General features: G+C 46.8%; 13 protein-coding genes. 12 read left to right on the top strand and 1 reads right to left on the bottom strand.

Annotation, left to right across the window (positions count from 1 at the left end):
• The first annotated feature begins 45 nt into the window (after positions 1-45).
• The 6 genes from AC1DE7_RS04770 (at position 46) to AC1DE7_RS04795 (ending at position 5354) form a co-directional block, all read left to right on the top strand.
• Positions 46-2088, top strand: a complete 2043-nt coding sequence (locus AC1DE7_RS04770; protein ID WP_477533834.1) for a DNA ligase — start codon at positions 46-48, stop codon at positions 2086-2088.
• On the top strand, positions 2085-2396 hold the full coding sequence (locus AC1DE7_RS04775; protein WP_036609395.1) for an EscU/YscU/HrcU family type III secretion system export apparatus switch protein: 312 nt from the start codon (positions 2085-2087) through the stop codon (positions 2394-2396). Before AC1DE7_RS04770 ends, AC1DE7_RS04775 begins: the two co-directional genes overlap by 4 nt.
• Positions 2390-2788, top strand: coding sequence for a YraN family protein (locus AC1DE7_RS04780; RefSeq protein WP_253507473.1), 399 nt, complete (start codon positions 2390-2392; stop codon positions 2786-2788). The genes AC1DE7_RS04775 and AC1DE7_RS04780 overlap by 7 nt, the downstream gene beginning before the upstream one ends.
• A gap of 319 nt (positions 2789-3107) precedes the next feature.
• Positions 3108-3269: a paeninodin family lasso peptide gene (locus AC1DE7_RS04785; RefSeq protein WP_127543787.1), complete on the top strand. Its 162-nt coding sequence runs from the start codon at positions 3108-3110 to the stop codon at positions 3267-3269.
• Between the two features lie 61 nt (positions 3270-3330).
• Positions 3331-4521, top strand: a complete 1191-nt coding sequence (locus AC1DE7_RS04790) for a carboxypeptidase-like regulatory domain-containing protein (RefSeq protein ID WP_339198908.1) — start codon at positions 3331-3333, stop codon at positions 4519-4521.
• A gap of 281 nt (positions 4522-4802) precedes the next feature.
• The gene (locus AC1DE7_RS04795) at positions 4803-5354 is read left to right on the top strand and encodes a nitroreductase family protein (protein ID WP_036609391.1); all 552 of its coding nucleotides are present in this window, start codon (positions 4803-4805) and stop codon (positions 5352-5354) included.
• Positions 5355-5599: 245 nt separating this feature from the next.
• On the opposite strand, the gene AC1DE7_RS04800 is transcribed toward AC1DE7_RS04795, so the two are convergent.
• Positions 5600-7210 carry a YifB family Mg chelatase-like AAA ATPase gene (locus AC1DE7_RS04800; RefSeq protein ID WP_477533835.1) on the bottom strand — a complete coding sequence of 537 codons (1611 nt, stop codon included), beginning with the start codon at positions 7208-7210 and terminating at the stop codon, positions 5600-5602.
• Positions 7211-7675: 465 nt separating this feature from the next.
• Here AC1DE7_RS04800 and AC1DE7_RS04805 point away from each other — a divergent pair, with 465 nt between their 5' ends.
• The 6 genes from AC1DE7_RS04805 (at position 7676) to trmFO (ending at position 15519) form a co-directional block, all read left to right on the top strand.
• On the top strand, positions 7676-8131 hold the full coding sequence (locus tag AC1DE7_RS04805; RefSeq protein WP_036609387.1) for a MarR family winged helix-turn-helix transcriptional regulator: 456 nt from the start codon (positions 7676-7678) through the stop codon (positions 8129-8131).
• Between the two features lie 243 nt (positions 8132-8374).
• A complete protein-coding gene (gene sucC / locus AC1DE7_RS04810) occupies positions 8375-9535 on the top strand; it encodes an ADP-forming succinate--CoA ligase subunit beta (RefSeq protein WP_036609384.1) in 1161 nt (386 codons plus the stop codon).
• Positions 9536-9598: 63 nt separating this feature from the next.
• Positions 9599-10528, top strand: a complete 930-nt coding sequence (gene sucD / locus AC1DE7_RS04815) for a succinate--CoA ligase subunit alpha (protein ID WP_477533836.1) — start codon at positions 9599-9601, stop codon at positions 10526-10528.
• A 244-nt stretch (positions 10529-10772) separates the two neighbouring features.
• The gene (dprA, locus tag AC1DE7_RS04820; RefSeq protein ID WP_339188240.1) at positions 10773-11903 is read left to right on the top strand and encodes a DNA-processing protein DprA; all 1131 of its coding nucleotides are present in this window, start codon (positions 10773-10775) and stop codon (positions 11901-11903) included.
• A gap of 116 nt (positions 11904-12019) precedes the next feature.
• Positions 12020-14119, top strand: coding sequence for a type I DNA topoisomerase (gene topA / locus AC1DE7_RS04825; protein WP_036609379.1), 2100 nt, complete (start codon positions 12020-12022; stop codon positions 14117-14119).
• A 56-nt stretch (positions 14120-14175) separates the two neighbouring features.
• Positions 14176-15519, top strand: a complete 1344-nt coding sequence (gene trmFO / locus AC1DE7_RS04830; protein ID WP_435303335.1) for an FADH(2)-oxidizing methylenetetrahydrofolate--tRNA-(uracil(54)-C(5))-methyltransferase TrmFO — start codon at positions 14176-14178, stop codon at positions 15517-15519.
• Positions 15520-15530: the final 11 nt, after the last annotated feature.

Genomic DNA, 15530 nt, shown 5'->3' on the forward strand with positions numbered 1-15530 from the left:
CACAAGTTTGAAGAAAGGAGGGGGAGAGATTTGAATATCGGTTCCATGATAAAGGGGTTAATGGGAGACAGTAAGCCCGGCAATGCCAAACCGCTTGAATTAAAGGAAGGTCAGGTGGTTCGTGGCTCCGTCGTTAGTGTATCCGATGATGGGGGAGAAGCAGTTCTGCAGATTCAAGGTGTGCAAGTGCGCGCCAAGTTGGAGACTCCACTCCGCCCGGGTGAGACCACGTTGCTTCAAGTGCAGCCTCCAGGTGAAAATGGCATAACGGTAATGAAACCTATGACGGGTACACTTGCTGAGCTGCCACAAGCTTCGCTGAACAACCTGCTTAAGGATGTAGGACTGCCAGATACAAAAGGGAACCGGGAACTGTTACTTGCCATGCAGCGTAGTGGATTGCCGCTAACGAAGGATAATGTGGCTATGGTCCAGAATATGATGACTGCTAAACCTGCACAGGTACCTGTGGAAGAATGGGTGCAGGCGACGGGAATTGCTTTTCAGCGTGGTCTTCCGGTTACGGCGGAAACAGTAAAAGGATTACACCAGACGGTGTTTGGCCCCCCTCTGCACCAGTTGTTAAGCGGGTTGGCTGACCAGTTGGAAACGATGCTGACTCAAACAACAGGTAAACCACTATTGCCTGGAGAACAATCTGCTACGTTGAAACCAGCAGTCGTGGCTGGTGCACCTGTTGTACCGAATGCTTCACAGACGGAAGAAGGATTGGCTGCATCAGGCAACGGTCGTCAGGTGACTGGAACCGGAACACCTGCTTTGTCAACGCAACAAGGACAAGCGGCATTGGCAGGATCTATATCCATGACGGATGGCGGGGCAGAGGATGCAGGTACTGCGGTGAAAGGAAACGTGCAGACCGGCGGAGGCACCGGAAATGCTGAAGCCGGGGCAAAGGCAGTTGCCAGCAACGTTGAAACGGCTGGCAAAGGGGCTACGGGTATTCCGTCTGGAACTGGAATACCTGGAGAGAGCCCGCGCGGGGCTGACGCGGGGCAGGCTGGGAGCCGCCCGGGTACATCGGGGGCGGCAGCAGAATCTGTGGCTGGCCGTGTAAGTGCAGGCCAGCCTGAAACAGGCGCGGCCGGGCGGACTGACGGCCGCGCTGAAACGCCTGCTGCTACGGGGACGCCGTCCGCAGCAGGCCAGGCGGCGCCAGCAGCGCCTACGGCAGCGCAGCTGGCGCCCAAGCTGCTGGCGCTGCTGGACGCCCTGCGCAGCGCGTCCACTGCCGCACCGGCACAGCCTGGTGCGGCAGCACAGGCCGCCCCTGCATCGCAGGGCGGCCAGGCGGCTGCGGCTGCCGGAGGCGTGCCGCAGCCGTTGCCAGCCGGCGCTGATGCGCCGCCGGCTGGCGGTAGTGCCGCAGCACCTGCGGGAGCTGCGGCAGTGCCCGCGCCTGTCACCCACGAGGGGGACCCGTGGGTGGGGCGCGTGCTGAAGCTGCTCGGTGCGGAGCACGAGCAGCAGGCCGTTCACGGCGCGGCAGTGCAGCCGCGCGTGGGGGAGGCGGCGAGTCCGGCAAATGCGGACACGCTGAAGGGCTTGCTGCTGCAACTTGCCAGCAGCGAAGGTGCACCGGCGGCGCTTAAGGATGCCGCCGGACAGGCGGTGCAGTATCTGACAGGTCAGCAGTTATTGCTGACAACAGATCGCAGTGCTACATTTGCACAGATGCACTGGTTTATTCCGATCACTGGACCGGACGGGGAAGAAACGGCGTCTGTTCAGATTCAATCACGTCGTGGATCTCGTGGAGAGCTGGATGCGTCCAACTGCCGTCTATGGTTTGATCTGGACATGAAAAGTCTTGGGCCTACTCTGGTAGATGTCCATGTGGTTAATAACATTGTCAGTCTGCGTGTATTAAATGATCGCGAAGGAATGGGACCGCTTCTGGAGAGCGGACGAGAGGTGATCCATCAGGCATTGGACAAGCTGGGCTATCAACTGCTGACCTTCAAGGCGGAACCGTGGCCTGCTGGCCAGGAGCCGGGCGCGGAACGAAAAACGCGGGCCTCGGACTATAGTCCTGAACGATACAAAGGGGTGGACTTGAAGGTATGAAAGACGAGTCGTCACAACCGGACCTGCTTTCCAAAAAGGCGGTTGCCCTAAAGTATGTCCCTGGAGAGAGTGAAGCACCTGTTGTTGTAGCTAAGGGGCGCGGCAAAGTGGCAGAAGCCATTCTGGATAAAGCCAGAGAAAACGGCGTGGCTGTTCAGGAGGATGCAGCACTAGTGGAGGTGCTCTCCAAGTTGGATCTGGATGAACAGATTCCGGCAGAACTGTATCAACTGGTCGCAGAGGTGCTAACGTACGTCTACCGTGCAGATCGCATGGCCTCAGGACGTGAGGAAAATGAGTCATGGTAGAACGTAGATTGGGTCAGGAGCCAGGATTAAAGCTCACACGACAGCAGAAAGGCCGATTAGGTGAAGAGGCTGCCTGTCAATGGTTGCGAGAGCACGATTATCGGATCATTAGACAGAACTGGCGTTGCCGTAGCGGTGAGATTGACATCATTGCTTCCTGCGAGGGCCTGATTGTCTTTGTGGAAGTAAGAAGCAGAAGTGGAGCCGCTCAGTACGGTACACCTCAGGAATCGGTTGATATGCGTAAAATGCAGCAGGTACGTTCAACCGCATCTGTATATTTGCAAATGACGGGAGAGATGGAACTTCAGATCCGTTTTGATGTAATTGCCGTAATGCTTGATCAAGCAGGAGAGATTGTCTCTGTGAATCATATTGTTAATGCTTTTTAAAAATTACACTAGAAGTTATTGCTATATTATGCGATACGTAATGTATCTTTTTAATGTGAGTCGGTCAGTGATTTCGAAGTACAAGTTTAATTATGTCTTATCTTTGCATTCGTTTTAGTTTTAAAATTAGTTAATATACTAAAGCCGTAGTTCCTATTTATACAGGAGCTGCGGCTTTTTTGATTTAACTATGAAATCAAAAAACAGAGGTTAGAGCATTGATAATAAAATCATCGTATTTCAGAAATTTATAGATACAAAATGTATCATTTGTAATAAACTAAGAAAGTTGAAATTTAAAGAGAGGTTGGTGGGATGTATGAAAGAGCTTCAGAATACTTCGAACAACACAGTAAAACAAGTATGGGAGTGCCCTCAGATGGAAGTGCTGGATATCAGCGAGACCATGAACGGTGGACAGGGGATTTGGCAATATGTTTGGGACGGAGAATTCTGGAAGCTTGAACTTATGGTCAGTTAATTTTAAGAGGCTAAAGAGGAATGTTTGATCAATAAAATAAATGGTGAGGTGTAGTGAGAAGATGCAGACAAGTATCAAATGGATCATTCGACTAAGTACACTATCTTTATGTTTCATTTTGTTTGGAATCATGTATTCCGGAGTTTCTTATGCTACTGAATCTGACAATGCGGTTAGTGTGTCAGGTAAAGTGATTGATCGTCAGGGATTGCCTGTCAAGGACGCCACAGTCAAGTATTGGCTTGATTATGGGAATAAGGAACACAGCGTGGAGACAGATGAGAGTGGGAATTATCGTATTATTGAATCCGTTGAGAACTATACTGTATTTACCTTTTCAGTTGAAGCAGAGGGGTATGTGCCGTATCGACATTACACTTCCTATAGTTTAAGGGGGGGAGAGCAAATACAACTTGATTTTCGTATTTATGAGCCATCCACGATTGTAGGAACAGTCAAAGATCAGGCAGGCAGACCGGTTCCAGATGCTCGTATAAAAGTAACAAGTGTCTTTGATCGTATAGTGAAAACTGATCAGCAAGGTCGATATGCGGTTACAGGAATTGATTACGCCTATAATCCGAACATTGCAATATGGGTAGATGCCGATGATTATATGTTATATGAACAGGATCGCTTGGGTGTCCGGGAGGGAGGAACCTTGAGAATGGATGTTGTTTTGGCAGAGGCGGCACACGTGCGGGGAAAAGTTGTAGATGAGTCGGGCAATCCAGTAAGTGGGGCTAAAGTTAATGCTGGAGGTTCGGCAACAACAGATGCTCAAGGCAACTATTTAATAAAGCGCGTACCAACAGGGGCTAGAACGATAACGGGAGAAGCGGCAGGATATCTAAAAACGAGCCTGAGCGTTACTCTTGTAAAAGGAGATCATAATACGTTTAATATCGTACTTAAGAAGGATGCAGATATTACACCTCCAGTAACCAAGTACAGATTAGTTCCTATTACAGATACTGTGAACGGGAAAATATACATCAAAGGATTTACATTCAGACTTCAGGCAACAGACGAAGTCAAAGGTTCGGGCGTAAAAACAACGCAATATCGAATCAACGGGGGAGAATGGAAAAACTATGAAGGACCCGTCAAGTTTTATGCCCCTGATGTCAAGGTGGTAGAGTACTATAGTACAGATGTTGCAGGTAACCAGGAGAAGTACAACAAAATGGATTTTATTAATGGCACATTTGAAGGGAATGGCACGTTTGAAGGGGAGAGTTACGACGATTGATTACTCGTTGATATGATATGTGAATAAATAACATGAGAATAAAAGACGGTTCTGACTTTATGATCCCTCGTGGTGAATCAAGATTCAGAGTCGTCTTTTCTGTTGGAATGACCCTAACGGTACTGACCTTTGCCTCCCCTTTGAATCTCGTGATCAGATGGGTGTATAATCAAGAAGGTAAACTGGTATTTTATTATGTCATAAAGAAATTATATTGAATGTACAAGGCCGCGAATCACTATTGCGGTTGCAAATGATTTTATAAACAGGAGGTACGGCCGATGAGTAAAGCTACGAAAACAACAAATGAAGTCAGAAATGCGATTCAAAACCGTCGTACGGTGAAAAAATTCAAAAAAGAAGCTGTTCCTACACAGCAGATTATAGAATTGCTGGATACGGCAGTCTGGGCTCCTAACCATAAACTGCGTGAACCTTGGAGATTTTTGTTGTTTACCGGAAATGGACGGAAGAAACTGGCTGAGGCTATTGATGCAGAAATGGGAGAAGACAACAAATTCTCACCCAATATTATGCAAGTTCCATCCGTTATGCTTGTTGTGCTGGAAGAAGATCCAAGACAGAATATTTGGGACGAAGACTTCGCTGCGGTTAGTGCATTGGTTCAAAACTTTATGCTTGCAGCCTGGAGTGAAGACATTGGAACGTTCTGGGTGACCAAGCCATTTTTGTACGCTCCCAAATTCCGCAAACCGCTTGGAATAGAGGCGGGAGAGAAGATTGTAGGCATGATTTATATGGGATATCCTGATGTTATTCCTTCTGCCAAAGAACGCACACCAGCTAAGGACAAACTCACTCTTTTTGAATAATAAATTGTTGTAGACCTTAGCTATATACGATCCCCTTACGTTTACAGGGGAAATCTACGTACAAGTACCTTTCTTCACAGAAGAGAAGGGCTTGTACGTTTTTTGTCATGTTGGTGTATCCGCATTGTAGAATCTGCATAAGGAATCCTTCTCGATTTTCCTCTGATGTCTGCAGTTTCATGCCCATTTCACTGCCTTTGGGTAAATCGGCCTGTTCTTTCCTCCATATGCTTCTTAAAATAGCTTCAAAATAAATTAAGATCCAATTGACGATACTGGATGGCTTCAGCCACATGAGCTGTCACAATTTCACCTTCATGGTCCAGATCAGCAATTGTTTGTGCCATCTTGATAATCCGATCATGTGCACGCATGCTCAGGTTTAACGTTTGCAGCGTTTGCTCTAACAGTTGCTCTGCCTCTTGGGGGAGATGGATCGTTCGTCGCAAAAGCGTGCCCGAAAGCTGGCTATTCCAACGAACCGAACTTTTGGCATAACGTGTAGCCTGAATTTGATGAGCGTGGATCACTTTTGCCTGCATTTCTTCAGAGGAAGGGGAAGCAGCAGACTTGCGCCACTCGCCTGGTGGAGGAACCTCAACCTGAAGATCAATGCGGTCCAGCAGTGGTCCTGAAATTTTGGCTCGGTACGCGGCAACACGGGCTGGACTACATATGCAGCGTTGCTCCTCCGAATGAGCGGACAAATATCCGCAGGGACAGGGATTCATGGAACATGCAAGCATAAACTGGGCCGGAAAGGTGAAAGCAGCCCGTGCCCGACTAATTGTCACTGTGCGATCCTCTAACGGTTGCCTTAATACCTCCAGCACTTGGCGCTGGAATTCAGGTAATTCATCCAGAAACAATATGCCCCGGTGGGCAAGGCTCACTTCACCCGGTTTTGGGATACCACCGCCTCCAATCAGACCAGAGGTGGATATCGTGTGGTGAGGCGAGCGAAAAGGTCTGTCTGCAATCAGGCCTTGAGGCGCTTCTTTCAACTTGCCTGCGGCACTTAATACTTTGGTGACTTCCAACGCTTCATCTTCTGACAAAGGAGGAAGGATGGAGGGTAGACGTTTGATTAACATCGTTTTGCCCGTGCCTGGCGGTCCAACGAGCAGTATATTATGCATGCCGGCTGCAGCAATCATAAGCGCGCGTTTTACATGATGCTGCCCTAGAACATCACTGTAGTCGTCTGCAAATAATGGTGTTTGTCTCGGATTCCTATCCGCCATCTTATGAGTCTTATCAGTTATAGGAGTAGCGAGGTGTGCATAATTTTTCAACACGACTGGTCCTGCATTCGAATTATTTGGTATTCCCACTGAATTAGAGGGTTGATCTGGGTTTTCCGGAGCAATATCCTGTAAATGACGAATGCCAAAAACCTGGATACCTCGAATCAGTGACGCTTCCTCCACGTTATCCAAAGGCAGGAGCACGGACGTAAAGCCTTGCCGTTTGGCCAGATCCACCATGGATAAAATGCCCGGCACGGACCTGATCGAACCGTCCAACGCCAGTTCGCCAACCACTAGTGTCCGTTCCTGGGGAGGAAGTACAAGCTGGCCGCTTGTCATAAGTAAACCAATAGCAATGGCTAGATCAAAGGAAGATCCTTCCTTGCGCAGATCAGCGGGGGCCAGATTGATTGTGATTCGCTGTAAAGGATACTGATATCCGCAGTTTTTAATCGCTGCACGAACACGTTCAACGGCCTCACGAATGGCTGAATCCGGTAAACCGATGATGGATGTCTGTGGCAGACCATTGGATAAATCGGTTTCCACCTCGATCAGAACACCATCGATTCCGTACAAACACGCACTGTGTAATTTTCCGTACATAACAAAGAAACACCTCACTCGATTCTTGACTCCGCATAATACGGGCCAGTCTACGAATTAAGGTGCTTCCTCAGCTTCTATTAAGCATTTTATATAAAAGGAATCATGGAGTCAACCTGTCATTATCATTGCTGTAGTCATCTTTCCTGATCCCTGAATTTTATTTCTGGAAGGAAATCATTAAAATGGTTACGTATAAACTTTCATTATGGTTATTAAATTTGACCTGAGAAAGCGTGAATCTGTTCGCTGGACTTATCTATTATTGTTGTTAAATCATGGGGATGAACTGCTGATTATCTAATTATATTTATGTTTTACACAATCTAATTTATCATAATTAAATTGAATAGTAAAATCATTTGTGCTCAATTATTCTGTTTTTTTTCTATTTTGTGATAGTATAGATCTATAGTTCCCGTATTATTAGGAATAGATTGCACAATAGGCAGGTGAGAAAGACATATGCAGACTGACAGTTTGAAGCTGGATAACCAATTATGCTTTGCCATATATGCTTGTTCACGTGAGATTACGAAGATGTACCAGCCTTATCTGGAGGTACTTGGCGTAACGTATTCCCAGTATTTGGTGTTGATGGTTTTATGGGAACGTGAAGAATGTACGGTTAAGGAGATCGGGGAGGCTCTCTATCTCGATTCGGGAACGTTGACACCACTTCTCAAACGTTTGCAGTCAGCAGGACTTATTAATCGCGAACGCTCGGCTCAGGACGAACGAAAAGTATTAATTACACTAACCGACTCGGGTCGTGAGTTGCGGAACAAGGCATTATCCATACCTGAATCCATTCAGGGAGATGCGTGTTTGAACAGTACAGAGTTTGAAACATTGCTGGGTCAGTTCAAAGGATTGCTGGAGAAAGTTCACGAAACCAACACCAACGCAGCAAAAAAATAAAATGTAGTTTTACATCAAGGAAACCTCAGTTTTTAGCTGAGGTTTTTTCCATATATACCCAAGCATTCACAATATGGGATCATACTCATATCAAAATACTGTCTATTAACCATTAGTTTTTTAAGGAAAGCGTTTTAAAAACGTGTTACAATGAATTGGGCTTGAGTGAAAATAGTCAACATTTGTCTTTTGTTAGTCTACCAACCCGCCTTGTTGCAGTCATGTTGATAGGAGGATTCGAGAATGAATATCCATGAATATCAAGGAAAAGAAGTACTGAAACAGTATGGAGTTACCGTTCCAAACGGAAAGGTTGCTTATACAGTCGATGAAGCGGTCGCGGCCGCTGAGGCATTGGGCAGTCCAGTGACTGTTGTCAAAGCACAGATTCACGCAGGTGGCCGGGGTAAAGCCGGCGGCGTAAAAGTGGCAAAGAGTACGGATGAAGTTCGTGCCTATGCTTCTGAAATTCTGGGCAAAGTATTGGTAACACACCAGACTGGACCAGAAGGTAAAGAAGTGAAACGTCTTCTGATTGAAGAAGGATGCGATATCCGCAAAGAGTATTATGTGGGTGTTGTTGTGGACCGTGCCACAGGCCGTGTAGTTATGATGGCTTCCGAAGAAGGCGGTACTGAGATTGAAGAAGTAGCTGAAGCTACACCTGAGAAGATTTTCAAAGAAATCATTGACCCTGCCATTGGATTGCAAGTGTTCCAGGCCCGTAAACTGGCCTACAGCATTAAGATTCCAAATGAACTGGTGAACAAAGCTGTTAAGTTCATGCTCGCGCTGTACACTGCATTTGTCGAAAAAGATTGCTCTATTGCAGAGATCAATCCTCTCGTTGTTACCGGAGATGGAAACGTTATCGCGCTAGATGCGAAATTAAACTTTGACTCCAACGCCCTGTTCCGTCACAAAGACATTTTGGAACTGCGTGATCTGGATGAAGAGGATGAAAAAGAAATCGAAGCTTCCAAATACGACCTCAGCTACATAGCACTTGATGGCAACATCGGCTGTATGGTCAATGGTGCGGGACTTGCGATGGCAACGATGGATATTATTAAATACTACGGTGGAGACCCGGCCAACTTCCTTGACGTTGGGGGCGGTGCAACAACAGAGAAGGTGACTGAAGCATTTAAGATCATCTTATCCGATGCCAAAGTAGCTGGGATCTTTGTTAACATCTTCGGTGGCATCATGCGCTGTGATGTTATCGCCAATGGTGTTGTTGAAGCCGCGAAGCAGCTTGGCCTGACCAAACCGCTGGTTGTTCGTCTTGAAGGAACTAACGTGGAGCTTGGCAAACGTATTCTGGGTGAATCTGGCCTGAATATCGTTCCTGCTGATTCCATGGCCGATGGTGCACAGAAAATTGTTGCCCTCGTAAAATAAGTTCATTCCTTAGTACCGGAGCTGTCCGGGAATTGAAAAATAACCGTAAGGATGTGAAGCAACGTGAGTATTTTGATCGATAAAAATACAAAAGTCATTACGCAAGGCATTACGGGTTCAACGGGAATGTTCCACACGAAGGGCGCATTGGACTACGGAACCCAGATGGTAGGCGGAGTTACACCGGGTAAAGGCGGAACTAATGTGGATATCACGTTGGAAGACGGTACAGTAGCTAGTCTGCCGGTGTTCAACACTGTGCAGGAAGCGAAGGAAGCTACAGGCGCAACAGCGAGCGTCATTTACGTTCCTCCTGCATTTGCAGCAGATTCCATTATGGAAGCTGTTGATGCTGAGCTGGACCTCGTGATCTGTATTACAGAAGGTATTCCGGTTCTTGACATGATCAAGGTTGACCGCTTCATGGAAGGTAAAGATACTGTCCTGATCGGACCAAACTGTCCAGGTGTCATTACACCAGGAGAATGTAAAATTGGTATCATGCCTGGTTACATCCATATGGTAGGGCACGTAGGCGTTGTTTCCCGTAGTGGAACACTTACCTATGAAGCCGTTCATCAACTGACGACACGTGGTATTGGACAATCTTCAGCTGTAGGAATCGGGGGAGACCCTGTAAAAGGCTCGGAGTTCATTGATATCCTCAAACGGTTCAATGAAGATCCACAGACTCATGCGGTCATCATGATTGGTGAGATTGGTGGTACAGCTGAAGAGGATGCTGCAGATTGGATACGTGAAAACATGACCAAACCGGTTGTTGGCTTTATCGGTGGCGTAACAGCGCCTCCAGGCAAACGGATGGGCCATGCTGGCGCTATTATCTCTGGCGGTAAAGGTACAGCCAAAGAGAAAATTGCTAAGCTGGAATCATGTGGAATCAAAGTAGCACCAACTCCTGCTGAGATGGGTTCGACTTTGGTGAGTGTACTTGAGGAACGCGGTATTTTGAATTTGTGCACGACACATTAATTCTTTTTCGTTATAATAGAAGAAACGGCTCGGAAATGATTTATTTCTGGTAGACCGACTATTATGGTTACGGAAAAGGTAAGCAACCTTTTGTCCTTGAACAGGGCGAAGGGTTGCTTTTTTGCGTTTTTTTTACGGGAAAAGGGGGAGGAATTGTCTCTCATCTGCGTAAACGCTTGCATTCCGTGGTCACTTAACACACAATATGAGGGAAGATCTCTTCCCGCTTTGGGAGGTTTATGGTATGGAAGAAAGATGGATCTTGTTTGGGTTACATGAGATGGAGGGCATTGGCAAGAAAACAATCTCGAAACTGATTCTGGGACAACATGAATTACCCGAACTATTGAATTATGGGGAAAGCGACTGGGTCGCAGCAGGCTTGCGCAAAGATCAGGCTGCCCGTTTGGCTAGCCAATTTACTATCGACTGGATTGAGAGTAAAAGAGAACACGTTTACAATCAGGGGATAGAGGTTATTACTTATCTGGATCAGAATTATCCCATATTAATGAAGGAAACCGTTCAGCCTCCCTGGGTAATGTATGCTCGAGGGGATGTTAGTTTGCTACACAATTCGTCTATTGCCATGGTGGGAACTCGTATGCCAACCGTGTATGGGCGCAAAGTTGGAGAAAAGCTGGCAGAGCAATTATGCAATGCAGGACTGACGATTGTAAGCGGGCTTGCCCGCGGTATTGATAGCGTATGTCATGAGGCAGTACTACGTGCTAAAGGAAAAACGATTGCAGTATTTGGAACAGGGATTGATAATATATACCCACCCGAAAATACAAGCCTCGCTGAACGAATCGCGGAGACGGGGCTGCTTTTGTCGGAATATCCACCAGGTACGAGAGCGCGCCAGGGATTATTTCCGGAACGGAATCGAATCATTGCCGGTCTGACATTGGGAACATTGGTTGTTGAGGCTGACATTCGCAGTGGTTCACTCATTACAGCAGATGCTGCGCTTGAAGCAGGCAGGGATGTATTTGCAGTCCCTGGGCCTATTACATCGCCGAAAAGTCGGGGAGCACACAATCTTATCCGTCAAGGGGCCAAATTGGTCACTTGTGCAGCAGATGTGTTGGAAGAGTATCGATTGGGCTTGCCAAATGCAGAACAACTTCCTTACAATAGAGGACGTTCGACCGAAACAACCGAGCCTTCCGGGCGAGGGATATTCGCTGAGGTTAAGCTCTCTACAGATGAACAACGTGTGATTTATCTGTTGGAACAGGGAGAACAATCATTGGATCAACTGGTTGAGCTGCTTGGTTGGGATTTTGGACATTTGCATTCAGTTCTGTTATCTTTAATCATAAAAAAGCAGATTAGCCAATTACCAGGCACTAAATACGCGAGGGTATGACGAAGCTACAACCTACGTAGTGCGTGGAAATATATAATTAGCAGAAGTTATTAACTATGCATAAGCTTACAGAAACAGTTTCATGACAGTTTCATGACTGAGAGGAGGATGAACCTATGGCGGATGCACTCGTAATCGTGGAGTCGCCCTCAAAGGCGAAGACGATAGGCAAATATTTAGGCAGCAAGTTCATCGTAAAAGCTTCGATGGGGCATATTCGCGATTTGCCAAAGAGTCAGATCGGCGTTGAGGTAGAGAATGATTTTAATCCGAAGTATATTACGATCCGCGGCAAAGGTTCAATTTTGAAAGAACTGAAGGATGCACGGAAGAAAGTGAAAAAAGTGTATCTCGCAGCTGACCCGGATCGCGAAGGTGAGGCTATCGCATGGCATTTGGCCCATGCCCTTGAACTGGACGATACGGCAGATTGCCGGGTAGTATTTAATGAAATTACAAAACAGGCGGTCAAAGATGCGTTCAAAACGCCGCGGAAAATCAATATGGATTTGGTTAACGCGCAGCAGGCAAGACGTATTCTGGATCGGCTCGTTGGATATAAAATTAGTCCATTATTATGGAAGAAAGTGAAAAAAGGTTTGTCTGCAGGCCGGGTTCAGTCCGTGGCTGTAAAAATCATTTTAGATCGTGAAAATGAAATTGATGATTTTGAGCCGGAAGAATACTGGAGCATTACCGCCAAGCTGACAGCAGACGGCAATCCGTTTGAAGCCAAGTTTCATAAACTGAACGGGGCCAAAACAGAGCTGGGCAGTGAAGAGGAAGTGCAAGCGATCCTGAAACAGATCGAAGGTGCAGACTTTACGATCAAGGAAGTTAAAGAGAAAGAACGGAGCCGTAACCCCTCCGCCCCGTTTACGACAAGTTCTCTGCAACAGGAAGCGGCGCGTAAATTGAATTTCAGAGCTTCCAAGACGATGTCGGTCGCCCAACAACTATATGAAGGTGTAGACCTTGGAAAAGAAGGCACAGTAGGTCTCATCACGTATATGCGTACGGACTCCACACGAATTGCGGCATCTGCACAAGAAGAAGCCAAAGAATATATCGTTGGTAAGTATGGTGAGCCATTTGCACCTGAGACTCCACGAAACTATTCTAAAAAAGCAGCTAATGCTCAGGATGCGCATGAAGCGATTCGTCCAACTTCAATTCTGCGTGACCCTGACTCAATCAAGTCATTCATGAGTCGCGATCAGTTCCGGTTGTACAAACTGGTATGGGAACGTTTTGTTGCGAGCCAGATGTCTTCGGCTATCCTGGATACACTCTCTGTAGATATTGCTGCGGGGGACACCATTTTCCGTGCAGCAGGTTCGAAGGTACGATTCCAAGGTTTCATGAAGGTATATGTTGAAGGAAACGACGATGGTACAACCGATGAAGATCGTCTGCTGCCCCCGTTGAAAAGTGGAGATGTGCTTGAGAAGCAGGAGATTGAGCCAAAACAGCATTTTACACAACCGCCACCCCGATATACGGAGGCAAGGTTGGTTAAGACGCTTGAGGAATTGGGTATAGGGCGTCCGAGTACATATGCGCCAACACTGGAGACCATTCAGAAGCGCGGATATGTTGCAATTGAGGAAAAGAAATTCATGCCGACCGAGCTGGGTGAACTGGTCATCGAACAGATGGAAGAGTTTTTCCCGGAAATCCTGAATGTAGAGTTCACCGCAAACATGGAAGGTGATCTTGACCATGTGGAGGAAGGTTCGGAGGATTGGGTCAAAGTACTTGCAGAATTCTATGAATCTTTTGAGAAACGCCTTGAGTTTGCGGAAGAAGAAATGAAAGAAATCGAGATTGAAGACGAAGTATCCGATGAGATCTGTGAGAAGTGCGGCAAACCGCTGGTTTATAAACTCGGACGTTTTGGCAAGTTTCTTGCGTGCTCGGGCTTCCCTGATTGCCGGAATACCAAACCGATTATCAAGGATATCGGCGTGACTTGTCCGAAGTGTAAGGAAGGTCATGTTGTTGAGCGTCGTAGCAAAAAAGGACGTATTTTCTACGGTTGTGACAAATATCCTGAATGTGATTTTGTCTCATGGGACAGACCTTCAGCCAAACCATGTCCAAGTTGCGGATCGCTAATGATTGAAAAGCGGAACAAAAAGGGAGCACGATTGCAGTGTACTTCATGTGATCATCAGGAGCCGGTGGATGAACCGGATGACGAATCAGCAGATTAGTATATATGTGAATTAATACAATTATAGTGAAATATGAAATTGCTTTATGGGGGTAAATGATTTTGACGAATGAACAACAAGTAACCGTTATTGGTGCCGGGCTGGCAGGAACAGAAGCGGCCTGGCAGATTGCAAGTCGCGGCGTACGCGTGAAATTATACGAGATGAGACCTGTTGTGAAAACGCCAGCCCATCATACGGATAAATTTGCAGAACTGGTATGTAGCAACTCGCTTCGTGCGAATGGATTGACCAATGCAGTGGGTGTGTTAAAAGAAGAAATGAGAATGCTCAATTCTCTCGTATTGTCATCAGCAGACAAACATGCAGTTCCCGCAGGTGGGGCGCTTGCTGTGGACCGGGATGGATTTTCAGGTGAGATTACATCCACGTTGCACCAGCATCCGCTCATCGAAGTGGTGAATGAGGAATTAACTTCTCTGCCGGAAGATGGCATCGTTGTTGTTGCAACGGGGCCGCTGACCTCACCTGCCTTGTCTGAGCAAATCAAGGCACTAATGGGGGAAGAGTATTTCTACTTCTATGATGCAGCTGCACCGATCATCGAAAAAGATTCAATTGATATGAATAAAGTGTATCTGGCTTCCCGTTATGATAAGGGTGAAGCAGCATATCTGAACTGTCCGATGACAGAAGAAGAGTTTGATGTCTTCTATGAAGCTCTCATTACTGCTGAAGTCGCTCAATTGAAAGAGTTCGAGAAAGAAATCTACTTTGAAGGCTGTATGCCAATCGAAGTGATGATGAAACGCGGAAAACAGACGGCTCTGTTTGGCCCAATGAAACCGGTAGGTCTGGTTAACCCTCATACAGGAGAGTTGCCACATGCGGTTGTTCAGCTTAGACAGGACAATGCAGCTGGAACCCTGTATAACTTGGTGGGCTTCCAGACGCATCTGAAATGGGGAGAACAGAAACGTGTCTTTTCCCTTATTCCTGGACTTGAAAATGCAGAGTTCGTTCGTTATGGCGTAATGCACCGTAATACATTTATTAACTCTCCTAAACTGCTTCTTCCGACGTATCAGTTTAAAGAGCGTCCAAACCTGTTCTTTGCAGGTCAGATGACGGGTGTAGAAGGATATGTGGAATCTGCTGCATCAGGGCTGATTGCCGGCATGAACGCAGCCAAAGCAGCACTTGGGCAGGAACTGGTGGTATTGCCGGTAGAAACAACACTTGGCAGTATGGCTCAGTATATTACAACTGCTGACTTCAAGCACTTCCAACCAATGAACGCAAACTTTGGTTTGTTGCCGAAGCTTGAAACGAAGATTCGTAACAAAAAGGAAAAAAATGAAGCTCTTGCACAGCGTGCCCTGGATGGCATCACCAGTTTTGCTGCGGCAGAAGGTCTAACTGTTCCGGAACGCGTATAAATTATTCGTGG

It is taken from the genome of Paenibacillus sp. 10L310 (assembly GCF_056395745.1).

Coding starts and splice junctions, on each gene's coding strand:
- AC1DE7_RS04770 (WP_477533834.1), top strand. CDS start 46: ATGATAAAGGGGTTAATGGGAGACAGTAAGCCCGGCAATGCCAAACCG.
- AC1DE7_RS04775 (WP_036609395.1), top strand. CDS start 2,085: ATGAAAGACGAGTCGTCACAACCGGACCTGCTTTCCAAAAAGGCGGTT.
- AC1DE7_RS04780 (WP_253507473.1), top strand. CDS start 2,390: ATGGTAGAACGTAGATTGGGTCAGGAGCCAGGATTAAAGCTCACACGA.
- AC1DE7_RS04785 (WP_127543787.1), top strand. CDS start 3,108: ATGAAAGAGCTTCAGAATACTTCGAACAACACAGTAAAACAAGTATGG.
- AC1DE7_RS04790 (WP_339198908.1), top strand. CDS start 3,331: ATGCAGACAAGTATCAAATGGATCATTCGACTAAGTACACTATCTTTA.
- AC1DE7_RS04795 (WP_036609391.1), top strand. CDS start 4,803: ATGAGTAAAGCTACGAAAACAACAAATGAAGTCAGAAATGCGATTCAA.
- AC1DE7_RS04800 (WP_477533835.1), bottom strand. CDS start 7,210: ATGTACGGAAAATTACACAGTGCGTGTTTGTACGGAATCGATGGTGTT.
- AC1DE7_RS04805 (WP_036609387.1), top strand. CDS start 7,676: ATGCAGACTGACAGTTTGAAGCTGGATAACCAATTATGCTTTGCCATA.
- sucC (WP_036609384.1), top strand. CDS start 8,375: ATGAATATCCATGAATATCAAGGAAAAGAAGTACTGAAACAGTATGGA.
- dprA (WP_339188240.1), top strand. CDS start 10,773: ATGGAAGAAAGATGGATCTTGTTTGGGTTACATGAGATGGAGGGCATT.
- topA (WP_036609379.1), top strand. CDS start 12,020: ATGGCGGATGCACTCGTAATCGTGGAGTCGCCCTCAAAGGCGAAGACG.
- trmFO (WP_435303335.1), top strand. CDS start 14,176: ATGATTTTGACGAATGAACAACAAGTAACCGTTATTGGTGCCGGGCTG.